We start from the raw sequence: 17,262 nt of genomic DNA on the forward strand, positions 1-17,262 counted from the left end.
GACAGCACTTCAGATAATGATTTTCTAAAACTTTATAATCGTAACGTTGTTATTTTTAAAACGTTACGACTATGAAAGCAACATTACTTTGCTTATTTGTAATGCTATTCGTTACAAATTGCAAGAAAAACGGTGATGACAATAATGACGATCCAGGTACCTTACCTGATGTAGTATTAAAAGCAAAAGTAGTTGTATCCGGATTGAGCCTTCCATGGGAAATGGTTTATGGGCCTGATAATTTCATTTGGTTTACCGAAAAAGCAGGTAAAATTAATCGTTTAAATCCTGCCAACGGACAAGTAACACTTTTACTCACCATAGCCGAAGTAGGTAGCAATGGAGAAGGCGGTTTGCTAGGAATGACGCTCCATCCTGATTTTACCAGTAATCCTTACGTTTATGTGGTTTATGGCTATGGTAGTACCTATAGAGCCAAAATTGTACGTTATACTTACAATGGAGGAAATTTAACGAGTCCGCAGGTTTTATTGGATCAGATTCCTGCTGCTTCAATACATAACGGTTCTCGTTTACTGATCAGTGGTGGTAAACTATTTATCAGTACCGGCGATGCTGCTGATACCGGCAATCCTCAAAATGTGAATTCTTTAGCCGGGAAAATTTTAAGAATAAACTTAGATGGCTCTATCCCAGCTGATAATCCTTATCCGAATAATCCAGTTTGGTCTTTAGGCCATCGAAATGCACAGGGATTGATCCAGGTGGGCAATAAAATTTTCTCATCGGAACATGGCCCGGATTCTGATAATGAGATTAATATTATCGAAAAAGGAAGAAACTACGGATGGCCAAATATTAAAGGTTTTTGTAATGAAAGTGGAGAACAATCGTTTTGCAGTTCGAACAATGTGGTAGAGCCATTAATCAATTGGACACCAACCATTGCGCCCAGTGGTTTAGCTTATTACAATTCAGATTATATTTCACAATTTAAAAATTCGTTGCTAATGGCTGTATTAAAAGGGACTAAATTGATGCAGATTAAATTAAACGATGCTCAAACAAAAATTACTGGAACAAAAGATTTTTATGTTAATACCTATGGGAGGATCAGAGCTGTTTGCCAATCGCCAGAAGGGAAAATTTATATCTGTACCAGTAATGGAAGCGATGATAAAATTGTGGAAATAGCGAAGTAGGCTTATTTCTTTTTATTGCCCGGACACTTTTTACAGCGTTTACCTTTCTTAAATTTCTCGCAACACTTTTTGTGTTCAGCCGTACAGCTGAAAATAAAACCCATGCCTTTTTGAAATTCAGGATCGGTAGGTAATATGAATAGACTTTCTTCTCTCTCGTAAATCATTGCAGCACAAAGGTAATAGTTATTTAGATTAATTCCAATTAATTAATATTCCGCAAAGATTTAAAAAATTATAAATGCTACATTTTTGATGGCAATTTGTAATTTAGCGAACTAACCAAAAAATTCATAAGATGATAAATAAAGTGGTATCTGGAGCTGAAGAGGCTATTAAAGATATATCAGATGGTGCTACGCTCATGCTCGGTGGTTTCGGGCTTTGTGGTATTCCGGAGAATTGTATTAATGCTTTGGTAAACAAGCAGGTGAAAAATTTAACCTGTATCTCTAACAATGCAGGTGTTGATGATTTTGGTATTGGGTTAATGCTGAAACAACGCCAGGTAAAAAAAATGATCTCTTCGTATGTAGGCGAAAATGCTGAGTTTGAAAGGCAGTTGCTGAGTGGGGAACTCGAGGTAGACCTTATTCCACAGGGCACTTTGGCTACCCGTTGTTTGGCTGCCGGATACGGTATGCCTGCAATTTTTACGCCTGCAGGTGTAGGTACCGAAGTGGCAGAAGGTAAAGAAGTACGCAATTTTGATGGTAAGGATTATTTAATGGAATATGCATTTGATGCCGATTTTGCTATTGTTAAAGCCTGGAAAGGCGATACTGCGGGGAATTTAATCTTCAGATCTACAAGCCGGAATTTTAATCCAGTGATGGCTATGGCAGGTAAAATAACCATTGCGGAGGTAGAAGAATTGGTAGAAGCTGGCGAGCTAGATCCGGATTATATCCATACTCCTGGCATTTATGTCCACCGGATTTTTCAGGGCAAAGACTACGAGAAAAGAATTGAACAGCGTACTGTAAGAATAAAATCTTAATGAAGAAAATTATTGCAATTGAAGAAATGGGCATGTTTTTGCTGGCAGTATTTGCCTTTTCTAAACTATCGTTTCATTGGTGGGTATTCCCGGCACTTTTGCTTGTGCCAGATTTAAGTATGTTAGGATACCTCGCAGGCCCGAAAGTAGGTGCATGGTTTTATAACGTGTTTCATCATAAAACAATAGCAATAGTAATTTTCTTGATGGGATTTTATTATCAGTTACCCATATTGCAGTTATCTGGCATCGTCTTGTTTGCCCATTCTTGTATGGATAGGGCGCTTGGCTATGGTTTAAAATATAGCGATGCATTTAATCACACACACTTAGGCTTAATCGGAAAAAATAAATAATGGCATTTTCAAAAGAAGAGATCGCACAGCGTATTGCTAAAGAAATAAAAGATGGATACTATGTTAATCTTGGTATTGGTATACCAACATTGGTTGCTAATTATATTCCAAAGGGAATTAATGTAGTGTTACAGTCAGAAAACGGTTTATTGGGCATGGGGCCATTTCCTTTCGAGGGTGAGGAGGATGCCGATTTAATTAATGCAGGGAAGCAAACCATTACCACTTTACCAGGATCATCTATTTTTGATTCGGCGATGAGTTTTGGGATGATCCGCGCACAAAAAGTAGATTTAACCATTCTGGGAGCTATGGAGGTATCAGAAAATGGAGATATTGCCAACTGGAAAATTCCAGGTAAAATGGTAAAGGGAATGGGAGGAGCAATGGATTTAGTGGCATCGGCCAAAAATATTATTGTGGCAATGCAGCACATTAACAAAGCTGGAGAAAGCAAATTATTGCCGAAATGTACCTTGCCTTTAACCGGGGTAAGATGTATTAAAAAAATTGTAACTGAACTGGCTGTTTTGGATATTCTACCTGAAGGTGGTTTTAAGCTTTTAGAACGTGCGCCCGGTATAAGTGTGGATTTTATACAGCAATCTACAGCTGGAAGATTAATTGTAGAAGGAGAGATTCCGGAAATGAGGTTGGATTAAGTGACTTTCGGGGATAAAAACCACGCCAATTACGAAAGTTTGTCACGTTGAGCCTGTCGAAACGCCCTTCTTATTATGAAGTCCTTCGACAGGCTCATGGATGACAATACTATATCATGATGCAGTCTTTTTTCTTATACTTACTCTAGATCAACCAAAATACTATTCCTTAAATCATTCGAAATCGCTTCGGTTATGGCAATAATTTCGTCGGGCTCATTGGTGTTATTTATGATCACCTTGTTGCATTCGCCACGGTATGGCAATAAATATTCTTTATAGGCAGGAACGACGTGGTTGTGCCATTTGTACAATACATCTTCTTCTGGATAACCACGTTCTAAACCATCACGTTTTATACGGCGATCTAAAGCTACCTGTTCATCTGCGTCAACAAAAATGGTATGATCCAATAGTGCGGCAATTTCTTTGAAGTGGAGGATAAAAAGACCTTCTACAATAATGATCGGTGCCGATTTAATCTCCAGAATTTTAACTACGGCTAATGGGTTATTGAAGTTATATTCTTTTTTATAAACTACTTCACCACTGATTAATTGCTTAATGTCTCGCAAAAACTGCTCACTATCAATAGTAGACGGGAGGTCGAAGTTGTATAATTTGTTCTCTTCCTGTGTCATCTCGCCGGCAGGGATATAATAATCATCTTGCGATACGAGCGTTACTTCATCCTGTTTAAAATGATGAAGAAAGCAGTTTAAGAAAAATGTTTTACCCGATCCGCTACCACCGGCAATACCAATTATAAATGGTTTTTTGTTTGAACTCATTGAGCACTATATGTTAAATTGCAGAAAAAACGTTTGTCTAAAGCGCCTAATGAATCGGCTACAGCTTTAGTCATTACAATTATAACATCTTTTGTGGATTCGTTCTCCGTAAATTTACCAACAACTTTGGCAAAGGTAGTACGGTTAGTCATTGGGTTGGTAATCTTAATTACCCTACCAACAGGAGCCGTACGGTGTAAAACCAACATTTTTGTTCCATCCAGATCTTGGTCTGCAATCCAAACTGCGGTTCCTTTTTCTTCGATCTGACTTAAACCATATACGCTCGGATCGCGGCGAAGTTTAGGATCTTTAACCATAGTACTATCTGGTTCATTTTCTTGTTCTTCTTTCGATAGATCATTTACCGACTTAGGTTGCGGTGGTTTAGGAATAATCAGTTTCTGATCCACCTTAATGGCATTATCGTCCAGCTTGTTCGCTGTTCTGATCTGATAAGCGGTTAAATTATATTTTTTGGCAATGGTAAAAATGTTTTCTCCGGTAGCTACAGTATGTATAAAACTCTCTTCTTTTGCTGCTGGTACTTCTTTAACTTTAGCTTCTGCCTGCTTTTCTTTTGGAACCTGAACATCTGTAATAATACCACCCGGAACTTTTAAAACCTGACCAATGGTAATAGCATTATCAGGTAAGTCATTCAGTTTTCTAATCTGGTAAGCCGTAATGCCGTATTGTTTAGCAATGGTAAAGATCGTCTCGTTTCTTAAAACCGTATGTGTGCCGGCAGCATCTGTAGATTTGTTTTCCTGAATGGGTTTTTCTTCGGCAGCTACTGCTTTATTCTCATCTATATTTTTGGTTGCCGGAATTTTAAGTTTCTGACCAATGCGCAGATTGTTTCCCGAAAGGTTATTGGCTTTTTTTACCTCATCAACAGTAGTACCGTACTTCTCTGCAATTTTTCCTAAAAACTCTTTAGGTTGCACGGTATGTTCAATCATGGTCTGATCTGATGCTTGGTTGTTCTCAGCTGTCCGCTCGGTATTGTTTTTTGCAGGTGGCGTTACTGGTGCTGCTGTATTGGTTTGTTCTGCATTTTTTGCGGGAATTTTTAAAACCTGGCCAATACTTAAATTATTTCCGCTCAGGTTATTTAAAGTTTTAATCTCATTTATAGTTGTGCCATATTTTTCGGCCAACATGTTTAAATTTTCTTTTGGCTTTATAGTGTGTTCTATCACATTAGAGGTTGATACACTTTGTGCACTATTTGGTGAACCATTAGCTGTAAAAGGGATATTTGTAGGTACCTTAATAATTACCCCGATCTGAAGGTATTTGTTATCATTAAAGGCCATGATATCTTTTGGCGAAACATTATATCTTCTTCCTATGGAATAATAAGTGTCTTTAGCCACAGTTTGGTGTACAATCAGTTTTTTGCCTTTATTATTTTCTACACCGATAGAGTCTCTCGCTGTATTGGCTTTGGCATTTGCAATGTTTAAGGCAAATAACACTACAGCAGATAAATATATTTTATGCATTTATTTTTATGTAAATTTCTAAGTCAAAGGGAGCAATTATACGAATAATATTGTTAACCATCTTATGTTCTGTTGCCCGTTTTTAAGTAAAAATTAGATGACTTTAACAATGTAATATCGATATGCTGTTCATTAACAAATGTTTATAAAATTGTTATTTAGTACAATATTGAATATTAAACGATCTAATAAATAACGTATTGTTCAAAAGACAAAATTGGACAAAACTTTTCCAAATTTGGGTTGTTAGATAGACATTAAAATACATTCCTAAAAAGCAAAAAAAATGGACGCTAAAGAAATAAGCTTAAACGAAAAAGAGGTTAAACCAGTTGTAGATCTATTAAACGATTATTTGGCAAATTATCATATTCATTATCAAAAATTAAGAGGTTGCCACTGGAATATTAAAGGACAGAATTTTTTTACTTTACATGTTAAGTTTGAAGAATTATATACCAATGCGCAACTCACTATTGATGAGATAGCAGAGCGTGTATTAACCTTGGGCAAAGCACCGCATAGCCGTTTTGCCGACTATATTAAAGAATCTAAAATTAAAGAGATTGATACCATTGGACTAAAAGACCTTGATATGGTAGATGCTGTTTTAGATGATATGGCTGCATTGATCGAATTAGAAAGAGAACTTTTAGAAGCTACAGAGGCGGCCGGAGACGATGGTTCTAACGATATGGTTAACCGTTTTATGCAGTTTAAAGAGAAAAATACCTGGATGTTACGTTCTTTCGCAGGGAAAAAGTAATATCAAAATCTTAGGTTAAAAGCCTTGTGTAAGTAGCTTTATTGTAAAATCTGCTTATATGAGGCTTTTTTGTTTTGGAGAAAATCTAATTATTTATCTTTGGGCATGGCATACAAAAGTTTAGCAGAATGCGTATCCGATCTAGAAAAGCACGGTCATTTAATCAGGATAAAAGAGGAGGTAGATCCCTATTTAGAAATGGCAGCCATCCATTTAAGGGTTTACGAGAATAAAGGACCAGCTATTTTATTTGAAAAAGTTAAAGGAAGTCCTTTTCCTGCCGTTTCAAACTTGTTTGGGACTTTAGAACGATCGAAGTTTATTTTTAGAGATACTTTACCAAAAGTACAGCAGTTGGTAACATTACGCAACGATCCTATAAAAGCGCTGAAAAAACCTTTCAAGTATGTTGGTTCTGCGATGTCGGCCTTATCGGCCCTGCCGCTTAAAACACCTTCTGCAAAAAGCAAATTTTTAAAAACAAGTATTGGTCAGCTGCCTCAAATTGTAAACTGGCCTATGGATGGCGGCCCTTTTGTTACCATGCCGCAGGTTTACACCGAAGATATAGACAAACCAGGTGTTTTAAATGCAAATTTGGGCATGTATCGTATCCAATTAGGGGGAAATGATTATGTTCAGGATCAGGAGATAGGATTACACTATCAGATCCACAGGGGAATTGGCGTACATCAATCTAAAGCCAATGCACTAGGCCAACCCTTAAAAGTTAGCATTTTTGTTGGTGGGCCTCCATCGCATCCTTTAGCAGCAGTAATGCCTTTGCCTGAAGGATTATCGGAAATGACCTTTGCTGGAGCATTAGGCGATAGGCGTTTTCGTTATTTTTATGATGATGAAGGTTTTTGCATTTCTGCAGATGCCGATTTTATTATTACTGGAATGGTTTACCCAAATGAAAATAAACCAGAAGGGCCTTTTGGCGATCACCTGGGTTATTACAGTTTAACGCATCCTTTTCCTTTAATGAAGGTACGCAATGTATATCATAAAAAGGATGCCATTTGGTCGTTTACGGTTGTTGGCCGTCCGCCACAGGAGGATACCAGTTTTGGGGCCTTGATCCATGAGATTACAGGCTCGGCAATACCGCAGGAAATACATGGTTTAAAAGAAGTTCATGCGGTTGATGCGGCTGGCGTTCACCCTTTGCTTTTTGCTATCGGTAGCGAGCGCTACACCCCTTATTTAAAAGTGCGCAGACCTCAGGAAATTTTAACCATAGCCAATCACATCTTAGGAAAAAACCAATTGAGTTTGGCTAAATACCTGTTTATTGCAGCAAAAGAGGATGACCAGCATTTAAGTACACATCATATTGAAGCATTTCTAACCCATATTTTAGAACGGATCGATTTAACCAGAGATGTACATTTTTATACCAATACCACAATTGATACACTTGATTATAGTGGCGATGGATTAAACAGCGGATCGAAGGTTGTAATTGCTGCGGCAGGAGACAAGCAACGGGAACTATGGGATAAGCTTCCTGAAGGGCTGAAACTGAGCGATGGATTTCATCAAGCCAAAATCGCTATTCCAGGGGTTTTAGTTTTAGAAAGCCACCAATATTTAAACCCTGAGAAAACAGCTGCAGAAATTGCTTTGTTAAACATGGTTTTGATGGATCAGGATTTATCTGGCCTGCCTTTAATTATATTGGCAGATGATGCCACATTTACTGCTGAAACCATTGATAACCTGGTATGGGTAGCGTTTACCAGAAGCAACCCTGCGGCTGATATATATGGTATTAACGATTTTACCATCAATAAACACTGGGGATGTAAAGGTTCATTAATTATCGATGCAAGGAAAAAGCCCCATCACGCACCTGAATTGATCAAAGACCCTGAAATTGAAAAAAAACTGGATGCCTTGGCGCAAAAGGGCGGAAGCCTGTATGGAATAATTTAGTATTGAACAATTCAGATTTACTCCTGTTAATTTTAGTGATAAACAAAAAAAGGCTTCAGAAAATCGACTGAAGCCTTTTTTATACGGTCATATTAACACTTAAAATCTTACACCAAAAGTTAAGAATACATTATTTCTATTGCTTTTAACATCAGCAACAGGTTCTGTATAATCGTCTAATAAATAAGGGCTAGAGCTGAAGTTTGTTTTGTAATTCTGATAGGCTAAATCGAAGTAATAGTTGTCGATACGATAGCCAAGTCCGCCAGTATAATATTGGCCTTGGTAAAATTTATTATCGCCACCTTTAACGCCATTTCCATTTACGCCATAACCGGCGCGTAAGCTAAATTCGTTTGTTACTTTTACTTCCGCACCAACTCTGTAGTTAACCGCTTCTTTATAAGATGCTTTAATAAAAGCATTGTTGCTATTGATTGTTGAAATATCAGAACCATTAGAATCAGAAAAACGCATTGATGAATAATCTACATAATCCACATCAGCTGATATTAATGCAGTACCTGCAATTACATAACTGATACCAGCTGAAGCTTTTAAAGGTGTACGCAGATTATAAGTGAATGAATAGTACTGAGTTGGATTGTTCGATTTAGTTGGGGCAGTATTAGCATTTCCAGCTGTAGTGGCCTGCAAAGTCTCATTGGTATTGTCTTCAATATTCATCCAGGTTGGGGTCTGGAAATTTAAACCAATCCTTAACTCACTTACCGGTCTGAAAATTGCACCTAATTTTAAATTGAAACCGCCACCTTTAGTTTCCTGGTTTCTAAAGTGCGTAAGGTTATAATTTTCGTTTCCATTGTATGTAGGTAAGGCGTCACCATCATTATATGAGTTAACAATACCTGATTCCGTGAAAGTAGCATCGCTGGTATATTTCACATTTACAAAACTGGCTGTTGCACCAATGTAAACTTTGTTGCCAAAGTTCAATGCGCCTGCCACATTAAATTCAGAAGTAGAACCTAAGCGTGATTCATCCCAGTTTTGTTTGAAATTGGCATTGTTATAAGGTTCTGCAGAAAATTGATTTGGAAAAGTAGGTGTGTTTTTATTAATCAAATAACTTTTATAAGCATCACCAGCGATGGTGTTTGTTACACCAAAATTATTGGCTTGATCTACGTATGAATCCCTGATCGAGCTATTGTTATTTGTGCCATTATAACTGATATTATTTAAGAAATCGTTGTTACGGGTATAACTCAGGCCAAAAACGGTACTCACTAATCCTTTATTTACATCAGCACCTTTTATTTTTGCCGCTGGGCTGTAAAATACAACACCAATGTTATTCAGGTTAAGCTGGTTTTTATTTGCTTTTGTATTATTGCCTAAATAAGCACTGTTATTAGAAACTGAATTAAATTCTGGTGTAAGACTAAATTCTGATTTAGTAAACAGGCCTAATCCGGCAGGGTTCGCGTTAATTGAGCCGACATCACCACCAACGCCAACCTGAGCACCGCCCATACCTTTAAATCGGGCAGAGCTACCATAATTAGTTTGTGAGAATCGGAATGCATCTGGTGCATAACTTTGGGCATGCGACGTTCCTATAGCGGCTACTGTAGCTACTACTGAAGCTAAAATATATTTTTTCATGTTGTGTGTTTAAATTTAAGTTAACCTCTTCCTGCTCTAGATGGTCTTGAACCGCCACCACCGCCGCCGCCAGTTGAACCACCGCCTCCGCCATTTGATGGTGGAGGTGAATAACTTGGTCTGCTTTCGGTTCTTGCCGGAGGATTATAACTTTCGTTTCTGGTAGGTCTGCTACTTTGTGTACCTTGTTGAGGTGAATAGTTATCATTTCTGGTTGGTCTGCCAGCTTGAGTGCCCTGAGGTTGATACCCGCCATTAGTCTGGCTTCTGGTTGGTCTTCCGGCATTAATATTTGGAACATAACCTACACCATTTGGATTTGTAACACCAGATCTGCTTGGTCTGCCCGCGTTTCCGGCATTGCCATTTCCGTATCTTGGTATGCCTCTATCGTCACTTCCAGGTCTTGGTCTGCTATAACCCCTATTGGTATACACACCTCCACCATAGTATCCGCCGCCGATACCCCAGCCACCGCCGTAGTATCCACCGCCCCAACCGTAACGGTCATAGTAAGAGTAAGGACCCCATGAATTCCAACCGTAAGGGTTATTCCATCCGTAACCAAAGTTGCCATAATAAAATGGGTTGTTCCAGATACTGCCATAACCAAAGCTTCCGCCCCAGCCACCTAAACCGTATCCACTGTTCCAGCCTAAGCCGTAACCCAAATAGTTAGAAGGACCATAACTGCTTCCGTAATAGTAATTGTCAAAATAAGGGTCGTAGTAGCCTTGAAAGCTGTAACCATTGTAAAAACGGTTTATTCTAGATGAATAGTCCATATCGTAATAAGGATTACTGGTTCCATAATATTCATCATATTCTTCTTGTCCCTGCGCCTGGTTTTGTGCTTGTTGGCGTTGTGAAGGAAGGACCACTTCAACCTCCCTAGCTTTCGCTACAGAATTATAAACATCATCAGCTGGCTTAGTTTGAGCCAATTTTGATGTAGCGCATGATGCCACCAATCCTGCGGCGGCAATCATAACAATGGGTAAAAATTTAATTGGTTTCATTGTGTTTATATTTAGTTGTGTGTGTTCACGAATGTAATAAACAAGTTCCAAAAGTAGTTAATTCCTAACTATTTACTTAGTCTAAAAATGTTAAATCACAATTGATGTCAATTGTTGATCGTTTGTAGGCATAAATTTATAAATTTGCCGTCGGATTTTACACTTTTTAACATACAAATTACGTTCCAAATACATAAGATGAGCAAAGAAATTACAAGTAGAGAAGCAGATTATTCCCAGTGGTATAATGATATTGTGTTAAAAGCAGATTTAGCAGAGCACTCTGCAGTGCGTGGCTGTATGGTTATAAAGCCAAATGGCTATGCTATATGGGAAAAAATGCAGGCTGTTTTAGATAAAATGTTTAAGGATACGGGGCATCAGAATGCCTATTTTCCATTATTCATTCCAAAGTCATTTTTCTCTAAAGAAGCTTCTCATGTAGAGGGTTTTGCGACAGAATGTGCAGTAGTGACGCATTATCGGCTAAAAAATGATGGGAATGGAAATATTGTGGTTGATGAGACTGCAAAATTGGAAGAGGAATTAATTGTTCGTCCAACATCCGAAACCATTATTTGGAATACCTATAAAGGATGGATCCAATCGTACCGTGATTTGCCAATACTGATCAATCAGTGGGCGAATGTAGTAAGATGGGAAATGCGGACGAGGTTGTTTTTGCGTACAGCCGAATTTTTGTGGCAAGAAGGGCATACTGCGCATGCTACAGCAGAAGAGGCTATTGAGGAAACAGAACGTATGTTGCATATTTATGCCGATTTTGCCGAAAATTGGTTGGCAGTTCCGGTAATCAGAGGCCGTAAATCGCCGAATGAGCGTTTTGCCGGTGCTTTAGATACTTATTGCATTGAGGCCTTAATGCAGGATGGTAAAGCTTTACAGGCAGGTACATCTCACTTTTTAGGTCAGAATTTTGCCAAAGCTTTTGATGTGAAGTTTACGGGCAAAGATGGGAAATTAGATCATGTATGGGCTACTTCATGGGGTGTTTCTACCCGCTTGATGGGGGCTTTAATTATGGCGCACAGTGATGATTCGGGATTGGTTATTCCACCAAAATTAGCACCAATTCAGGTCGTGATTGTTCCAATTTACAAAGGAGAAGAAGATTTAGCCAAAATATCAACCTACGTAAACGAATTAACCATGCGCTTAAAGGGCATGGGTGTTTCTGTTAAATATGATGATAGAGATACACAGCGGCCTGGATTTAAGTTTGCTGATTATGAGATGAAAGGTGTGCCAATCCGTATCGCCATTGGTGGTCGCGATTTGGAAAATAAAACAGTCGAAATTGCCCGTAGAGATACAAAAGTGAAGCAGACTGTACCTCAGGAAGGCTTGGATATTTATATCATTAAATTACTGGAAGATATTCAGCAAAGTATGTTCAACAAGGCATTGGCTTATCGTGATGAGCATATTACTGAAGCCAACAGCTATGAAGAATTCCAGGAACTGTTAGATACCAAAGCTGGTTTTATTTCGGCACATTGGGATGGAACGCCAGAAACGGAGCAAAAAATAAAAGAAGAAACTAAAGCGACTATACGTTGTATTCCATTAAATAATAAATTGGAAGATGGTGTTTGTATTTATTCAGGAAAACCATCTACACAAAGAGTACTATTTGCAAGAGCGTATTAGCTAGATTTGAGATTGGAGACATAAGATGTGAGAGAAAATAAAACTCAAATCCCAAGTCTCCTGTCTCAAATCTATTATCCTAAATCTCAAGAAAAATGAAATTCGCAACTAAAGCTATACATGCAGGCCAAGAGCCTGATCCAACTACTGGTGCAGTAATGACACCGATATATCAAACCTCTACCTATTGGCAGAAATCTCCTGGAGATAACAAGGGCTACGAGTATTCAAGAGGAACAAACCCGACGCGTAAAGCTTTGGAAGATTGTTTAGCTGCTTTAGAAAATGCTAAATATGGTTTAGCCTTTTCGAGCGGAATGGGGGCAACAGATGCCGTGTTGAAACTGTTGCAGCCTGGCGATGAAGTGATTACCGGAAACGATCTGTATGGAGGCTCATACCGGATTTTTACCAAAATCTTCACTAAATACGGAATCAAGTTTCATTTTCTGGATCTTTCTAAGCCAGAGAACATATTGCCATACATTAATGATAAAACCAAATTGGTTTGGATAGAAACACCTACCAATCCTACCATGCAGATTATCGATATTGAAGGAGTAGCTAAAATTACAAAGGAGAAAAATTTAATCCTTACGGTTGATAATACGTTCGCATCGCCTTATTTACAAAACCCGATCGATCTGGGTGCTGATATTGTAATGCACTCGGTAACCAAGTATATCGGTGGCCACTCTGATGTGGTAATGGGTGCTTTGGTAACAAACGATGAGCAATTGTATAAAGATCTTTGGTTTATTTATAATGCCTGTGGTGCAACACCAGGTCCGCAAGATGCTTTTTTAGTGTTGAGGGGGATTAAAACGCTTCACCTTCGAATGAAAGCACACTGCGAAAATGGGGAGCGCATTGCGCATTATTTAAAAACACATCCAAAGGTTGATAAAATCTATTGGCCGGGTTTTGAAGACCATCCTAATCATGATGTAGCTAAAAAACAGATGCGTGGTTTTGGCGGTATGATTTCGATTACACTAAAAGGTGCTGATTTGGAAGAAACCTTTAGAATCTCTTCTAATTTTAAGGTATTTACACTAGCTGAATCATTGGGTGGTGTAGAATCATTAATTAACCATCCGGCAACGATGACACATGGTTCTATTCCGAAAGAAGAAAGAGAGAAAGTAGGTGTTACCGATAACTTGCTCCGTTTAAGTGTTGGAGTAGAAGATATTGATGATCTTTTAGAGGATCTAGCAAATGCACTGGCCTAAGGGTTATAAAATACATTGTCATTCTGAATGCAATGAAGAATCTTTTTTACTTATGTTATGGTCAGTATTTCATAATCTACAGATTATTCACTTCGTTCAGAATGACAGCTAATGAATATGAGGACTATTTCTGTCTAAAAAGCTAACGATGCAATTTTTGGAGTTAAAGAATTTTCTGGATAGTAAAGTTGAACAATATAATCAGCCAAATTTTATAGCAAACGATCCGGTCTGTATTCCCCATCTTTTCGAAAAAAAGCAAGACATAGAAATAGCTGGTTTTTTTGCAGCGGTTTTTGCCTGGGGGCAACGGAAAACGATTATCAATAAATGCAGGGAACTGCTTGGCCGGATGGATAATGCACCTTACGATTTTGTTATTAACCATAACGATGGTGATTTAAAACGCCTGTTGAATTTTAAACACCGTACATTTAACGATACCGATTTACTTTATTTTATTTCGTTTTTTAAACAGCATTATCAAAACTTCGACAGTTTGGAGCAGGCATTTGTACCAAAGCCAGATGTCTTTAGATCAGAATATTTAGAAGTATCAACAACAAAAGCTGAAATAAACTACACTTCTGAGCTGTGTTATGCTGCTGCGCTTAATTTCTCGATAGAACAAGCCTTGAACCATTTCAGACAGTATTTTTTCTCCTTGGAAGATTTTCCTCACCGGACGAAGAAACACATTTCCTCGCCAAAGCAAAAATCTACCTGTAAGCGCTTAAATATGTTTTTGCGATGGATGGTTAGGGTAGATCAAAATGGTGTCGATTTTGGTGTCTGGAATACGCTCCAGCCAAAAGATTTAATTTGTCCATGTGATGTACACGTAGATAGGGTAGGGCGACTGCTCGGACTGATTAACAGAAAGCAGACTGATTGGTTGACTGCAATTGAATTAACGGACAATCTGAAGCAGTTCGATCCTTCAGATCCGGTGAAGTATGATTTTGCATTATTTGGATTAGGTGTAGAAAAGTCATTTTAAAGTTTGTAAAATTTAGAAAAGTCAAAAAAAAGATCATTTTTCAATTCAATCTTCCTATACTTACATAATGATCCTGTTTAGATATAGCAGGATTGCGCCTATCCTAATGTTTTGTTATGATCGCAGTTAATTCATCTGATGGAGATAGGTGGAAGAAATACAATGATTTTTCTCCACTAATCTCAGTTTTTAAGAAATTCCATCCGCTTAATAATGAGATAGAAAAGCGGATTAACCAGCATACCTTTCCAATTAGCTACAAAAAAAATAAATATCTTGTTTCACCAGTAGACCGTAACAAGTTCCTTTTTTTGATTGTTAAAGGTGTAGTTAGGGGTTTTATTAAGGATGGGAATAACGAAATTACCACATGGATTGCCAAAGAGAATGAAGTTGTAGGTACCATACGTAATTTGTGGATAGAAGGCGATTCGGATGAGTATTTACAGGCATTAGAGGATGTAGATTTGGTCGCTATCCCACATGTATTATCAGAATACCTTTACGAAAATTTTCCTGAAGCCAATATTGTTGGTAGAAAAATGATGGAATTATATTACCGTTCGGCAGAAGAGCGTGCTTACCTTTGCCGGATTTCATCGGCCGAGAGAAGGTACAAACGTTTTTTAATCTCATTTCCCGATTTGATTAATCGCGTTTCTTTAAAATATATTGCTTCTTTTTTAGCCATCCGGCTCGAAACATTGAGTAGGATTAGGGCTAAGATTTAATTCCTTTAATTTGATTTTATTTCTTGTTTTTGCAATCTGGCTAACCTCAAAAATAAAGGGTTTAGGATTTTAACGGGGCTTAAGTTCTTTAGTGAAAAGGAAATGCACTGAACAAGTGATATTATATAGCCGAAATCTTATTATTACCGTGCCGACGGGCAATTTTTTCACTTCCTGAAGATTTTCAGGCTAACCTTCCTACCTGTTACTTCCTACCTGTTAAAAGACGTCTGGGAGGCCAGATGTGATTAGATTTGAATGCATTTTAGATGATCAAAGATTTTATCTGGATTGGCAGTTCGTGCCAGACAGGAGTAAAGCTGTATGATAAAAACTATTTGCAACATGATCTTACATCTTAGCACAATGTTGTAGCGGCGGTACAGATTTTTCTATCATAAAACTCAGAATTGCTTATGGTAAGGTTTTTCAATTGATCTACTAGAGGACAATAACAGTGGTAAACATGAGATTTTCTTTTCATATCGTTCATTAAACCAAAGATCAGATTGGTAGCTCTCAGGGTGTTTTAAACAAAACTGTGGACTTGTGTATAATAATATTTACACATTTAAACGAAAAATTAACTACAATTGCGTACAAAAAAATAACTTTTTATTAACTTGCAGAATATTCTTAAAATAATGAAAACAAAAAATGCCGTAAGTACTTTTACTGTGCTCATCGCTGATGATCACGAGATCATTCGTCGTGGATTAAAAGGTTTAATATCAGATTTTTGGCCTGGTGTTGAAATCATTCATGCATCTAACTTAGAGCAGGCGCTTGTCGAAACAGAAAAATCACCAAGTTTAATCATCATTGACGTGAATTTGCCAGGAGGTAACAACCTTAAGGTAATCGATCAAATTAAATTGGTTCAGCCAAATGCAAAAATCTTGGTATTTTCATCTTTGAATGAGAATATTTATGCTGTTCCATATTTAAAGTCTGGCGCGTCGGGTTACTTAACCAAAAATGCAGAAGAATCAGAAATTGTAACTGCTATTACAACCATTTTAGCAGGCAGTCGCTATTCGAGCAGAAATGTTAAAGAAAACATGTTTAACAGCATTTTGGGTAATGATGCCGATAATCCTTTTACCAAACTTTCGGGTAGAGAATTAGAAGTAGCAGAATTACTAACAAAGGGGATTGGAGTATTAGAAATTTCTAACCAGCTAAATCTTCAAATGGGAACAGTAAGTACTTATAAATTGAGGCTTTTTCAAAAGCTGAAAATAAAAAGTATTATAGAGCTGGCTGAAAAGATGAGTATCTATGAAAGATAAAAAGAGTATTTTACTCTTTTTATCTTTTCTAAGCCTTTCTGTTTTTATTTACCGTACCAAGCCCACTCGCTCCTGATTCGTTAGGGGTGGAACCAGCCTGACCAAATTTATCTGAAGAACCCTTTCCGTTTTGATCGAAGGAGGCCTTTCCCTTTGAGCTTCCTTTACTTTTATGTTCTTTTTGAGCTGTTTTTTTATCGTTTTTAGTTTTCATAACATAAATGTTTATTACTCATTCAACATTTTAAAACAATCAAAGTTTTATTTAATTATTTTCATTCGAACTACCTTCTAATTAAACTAATTTCCAGATTATTTAAAATAAACGGCCCTTATAACAGTTGTATTTGATATGGTTTAGTACAGGTATAGCTTTAGGTTGTATTTATTTGTTTGATTAAGATCAAAATATCTGAATAATAGGTGTTTATAAAATAGGTCAGTATATGCTTTAAAAGGATATTTTACTTGATAAATATCAAATTGTTTAGTTTT

Annotated in this window: 16 protein-coding genes; 11 read left to right on the plus strand and 5 right to left on the minus strand. The window is 37.5% G+C overall.

Going from position 1 to position 17,262, the window contains the following annotated elements; translation table 11 throughout:
• Nucleotides 1-71 precede the first annotated feature (71 nt).
• The 4 genes from HDC90_RS05650 to HDC90_RS05665 all read left to right on the plus strand — a co-directional run bounded on the left by HDC90_RS05650 (nucleotide 72) and on the right by HDC90_RS05665 (nucleotide 3,181).
• Nucleotides 72-1,163 carry a sorbosone dehydrogenase family protein gene (locus HDC90_RS05650; protein ID WP_184464719.1) on the plus strand — a complete coding sequence of 364 codons (1,092 nt, stop codon included), beginning with the start codon at nucleotides 72-74 and terminating at the stop codon, nucleotides 1,161-1,163.
• 298 nt (nucleotides 1,164-1,461) lie between these two features.
• Entirely contained in the window at nucleotides 1,462-2,163 is a 702-nt protein-coding gene (locus HDC90_RS05655; protein ID WP_184464720.1) for a CoA transferase subunit A, read from the plus strand.
• Nucleotides 2,163-2,519, plus strand: a complete 357-nt coding sequence (locus tag HDC90_RS05660) for a DUF4260 domain-containing protein (protein ID WP_184464721.1) — start codon at nucleotides 2,163-2,165, stop codon at nucleotides 2,517-2,519. Before HDC90_RS05655 ends, HDC90_RS05660 begins: the two co-directional genes overlap by 1 nt.
• A complete protein-coding gene (locus HDC90_RS05665) occupies nucleotides 2,519-3,181 on the plus strand; it encodes a CoA transferase subunit B (RefSeq protein ID WP_184464724.1) in 663 nt (220 codons plus the stop codon). The genes HDC90_RS05660 and HDC90_RS05665 overlap by 1 nt, the downstream gene beginning before the upstream one ends.
• Before the next feature lie 140 nt (nucleotides 3,182-3,321).
• Here HDC90_RS05665 and HDC90_RS05670 read toward each other — a convergent pair whose 3' ends face one another.
• Both HDC90_RS05670 and HDC90_RS05675 read right to left on the minus strand, forming a co-directional pair.
• The gene (locus tag HDC90_RS05670) at nucleotides 3,322-3,972 is read right to left on the minus strand and encodes a uridine kinase (protein ID WP_184464726.1); all 651 of its coding nucleotides are present in this window, start codon (nucleotides 3,970-3,972) and stop codon (nucleotides 3,322-3,324) included.
• Complete coding sequence (locus HDC90_RS05675) at nucleotides 3,969-5,483, minus strand: LysM peptidoglycan-binding domain-containing protein (RefSeq protein WP_184464728.1); 1,515 nt, start codon at nucleotides 5,481-5,483, stop codon at nucleotides 3,969-3,971. The genes HDC90_RS05670 and HDC90_RS05675 overlap by 4 nt, the downstream gene beginning before the upstream one ends.
• 286 nt (nucleotides 5,484-5,769) lie before the next feature.
• Between HDC90_RS05675 and HDC90_RS05680 the strand changes: the two genes are divergently transcribed.
• Both HDC90_RS05680 and HDC90_RS05685 read left to right on the plus strand, forming a co-directional pair.
• Complete coding sequence (locus tag HDC90_RS05680; protein WP_184464730.1) at nucleotides 5,770-6,249, plus strand: Dps family protein; 480 nt, start codon at nucleotides 5,770-5,772, stop codon at nucleotides 6,247-6,249.
• Nucleotides 6,250-6,354: 105 nt separating this feature from the next.
• Nucleotides 6,355-8,190: a UbiD family decarboxylase gene (locus HDC90_RS05685; RefSeq protein WP_184464732.1), complete on the plus strand. Its 1,836-nt coding sequence runs from the start codon at nucleotides 6,355-6,357 to the stop codon at nucleotides 8,188-8,190.
• A 99-nt stretch (nucleotides 8,191-8,289) separates the two neighbouring features.
• On the opposite strand, the gene HDC90_RS05690 is transcribed toward HDC90_RS05685, so the two are convergent.
• Together HDC90_RS05690 and HDC90_RS05695 are read right to left on the minus strand one after the other, a co-directional pair.
• Nucleotides 8,290-9,819 (minus strand): OmpP1/FadL family transporter, encoded by a 1,530-nt coding sequence (locus HDC90_RS05690; RefSeq protein ID WP_184464734.1) that lies wholly within the window; start codon nucleotides 9,817-9,819, stop codon nucleotides 8,290-8,292.
• Between the two features lie 20 nt (nucleotides 9,820-9,839).
• Nucleotides 9,840-10,838 (minus strand): hypothetical protein, encoded by a 999-nt coding sequence (locus HDC90_RS05695; protein ID WP_184464736.1) that lies wholly within the window; start codon nucleotides 10,836-10,838, stop codon nucleotides 9,840-9,842.
• A 198-nt stretch (nucleotides 10,839-11,036) separates the two neighbouring features.
• Between HDC90_RS05695 and proS the strand changes: the two genes are divergently transcribed.
• From proS to HDC90_RS05720, 5 genes are all read left to right on the plus strand, one after another.
• Nucleotides 11,037-12,509, plus strand: a complete 1,473-nt coding sequence (proS, locus tag HDC90_RS05700) for a proline--tRNA ligase (protein WP_184464738.1) — start codon at nucleotides 11,037-11,039, stop codon at nucleotides 12,507-12,509.
• A gap of 95 nt (nucleotides 12,510-12,604) precedes the next feature.
• Nucleotides 12,605-13,744 carry a cystathionine gamma-synthase gene (locus tag HDC90_RS05705; protein ID WP_057934296.1) on the plus strand — a complete coding sequence of 380 codons (1,140 nt, stop codon included), beginning with the start codon at nucleotides 12,605-12,607 and terminating at the stop codon, nucleotides 13,742-13,744.
• A gap of 148 nt (nucleotides 13,745-13,892) precedes the next feature.
• Nucleotides 13,893-14,744, plus strand: coding sequence for a TIGR02757 family protein (locus tag HDC90_RS05710; protein WP_184464740.1), 852 nt, complete (start codon nucleotides 13,893-13,895; stop codon nucleotides 14,742-14,744).
• A gap of 116 nt (nucleotides 14,745-14,860) precedes the next feature.
• The gene (locus HDC90_RS05715) at nucleotides 14,861-15,475 is read left to right on the plus strand and encodes a Crp/Fnr family transcriptional regulator (RefSeq protein ID WP_184464742.1); all 615 of its coding nucleotides are present in this window, start codon (nucleotides 14,861-14,863) and stop codon (nucleotides 15,473-15,475) included.
• 644 nt (nucleotides 15,476-16,119) lie between these two features.
• Nucleotides 16,120-16,767 (plus strand): response regulator transcription factor, encoded by a 648-nt coding sequence (locus tag HDC90_RS05720; RefSeq protein WP_184464744.1) that lies wholly within the window; start codon nucleotides 16,120-16,122, stop codon nucleotides 16,765-16,767.
• A gap of 28 nt (nucleotides 16,768-16,795) precedes the next feature.
• On the opposite strand, the gene HDC90_RS05725 is transcribed toward HDC90_RS05720, so the two are convergent.
• Complete coding sequence (locus tag HDC90_RS05725; protein ID WP_184464746.1) at nucleotides 16,796-16,981, minus strand: hypothetical protein; 186 nt, start codon at nucleotides 16,979-16,981, stop codon at nucleotides 16,796-16,798.
• Nucleotides 16,982-17,262: the final 281 nt, after the last annotated feature.

This window comes from Pedobacter sp. AK013, assembly GCF_014205835.1.
Taxonomy (GTDB): Bacteria; Bacteroidota; Bacteroidia; order Sphingobacteriales; family Sphingobacteriaceae; genus Pedobacter.

Coding starts and splice junctions, on each gene's coding strand:
- HDC90_RS05650 (WP_184464719.1), top strand. CDS start 72: ATGAAAGCAACATTACTTTGCTTATTTGTAATGCTATTCGTTACAAAT.
- HDC90_RS05655 (WP_184464720.1), top strand. CDS start 1,462: ATGATAAATAAAGTGGTATCTGGAGCTGAAGAGGCTATTAAAGATATA.
- HDC90_RS05660 (WP_184464721.1), top strand. CDS start 2,163: ATGAAGAAAATTATTGCAATTGAAGAAATGGGCATGTTTTTGCTGGCA.
- HDC90_RS05665 (WP_184464724.1), top strand. CDS start 2,519: ATGGCATTTTCAAAAGAAGAGATCGCACAGCGTATTGCTAAAGAAATA.
- HDC90_RS05670 (WP_184464726.1), bottom strand. CDS start 3,972: ATGAGTTCAAACAAAAAACCATTTATAATTGGTATTGCCGGTGGTAGC.
- HDC90_RS05675 (WP_184464728.1), bottom strand. CDS start 5,483: ATGCATAAAATATATTTATCTGCTGTAGTGTTATTTGCCTTAAACATT.
- HDC90_RS05680 (WP_184464730.1), top strand. CDS start 5,770: ATGGACGCTAAAGAAATAAGCTTAAACGAAAAAGAGGTTAAACCAGTT.
- HDC90_RS05685 (WP_184464732.1), top strand. CDS start 6,355: ATGGCATACAAAAGTTTAGCAGAATGCGTATCCGATCTAGAAAAGCAC.
- HDC90_RS05690 (WP_184464734.1), bottom strand. CDS start 9,819: ATGAAAAAATATATTTTAGCTTCAGTAGTAGCTACAGTAGCCGCTATA.
- HDC90_RS05695 (WP_184464736.1), bottom strand. CDS start 10,838: ATGAAACCAATTAAATTTTTACCCATTGTTATGATTGCCGCCGCAGGA.
- proS (WP_184464738.1), top strand. CDS start 11,037: ATGAGCAAAGAAATTACAAGTAGAGAAGCAGATTATTCCCAGTGGTAT.
- HDC90_RS05705 (WP_057934296.1), top strand. CDS start 12,605: ATGAAATTCGCAACTAAAGCTATACATGCAGGCCAAGAGCCTGATCCA.
- HDC90_RS05710 (WP_184464740.1), top strand. CDS start 13,893: ATGCAATTTTTGGAGTTAAAGAATTTTCTGGATAGTAAAGTTGAACAA.
- HDC90_RS05715 (WP_184464742.1), top strand. CDS start 14,861: ATGATCGCAGTTAATTCATCTGATGGAGATAGGTGGAAGAAATACAAT.
- HDC90_RS05720 (WP_184464744.1), top strand. CDS start 16,120: ATGAAAACAAAAAATGCCGTAAGTACTTTTACTGTGCTCATCGCTGAT.
- HDC90_RS05725 (WP_184464746.1), bottom strand. CDS start 16,981: ATGAAAACTAAAAACGATAAAAAAACAGCTCAAAAAGAACATAAAAGT.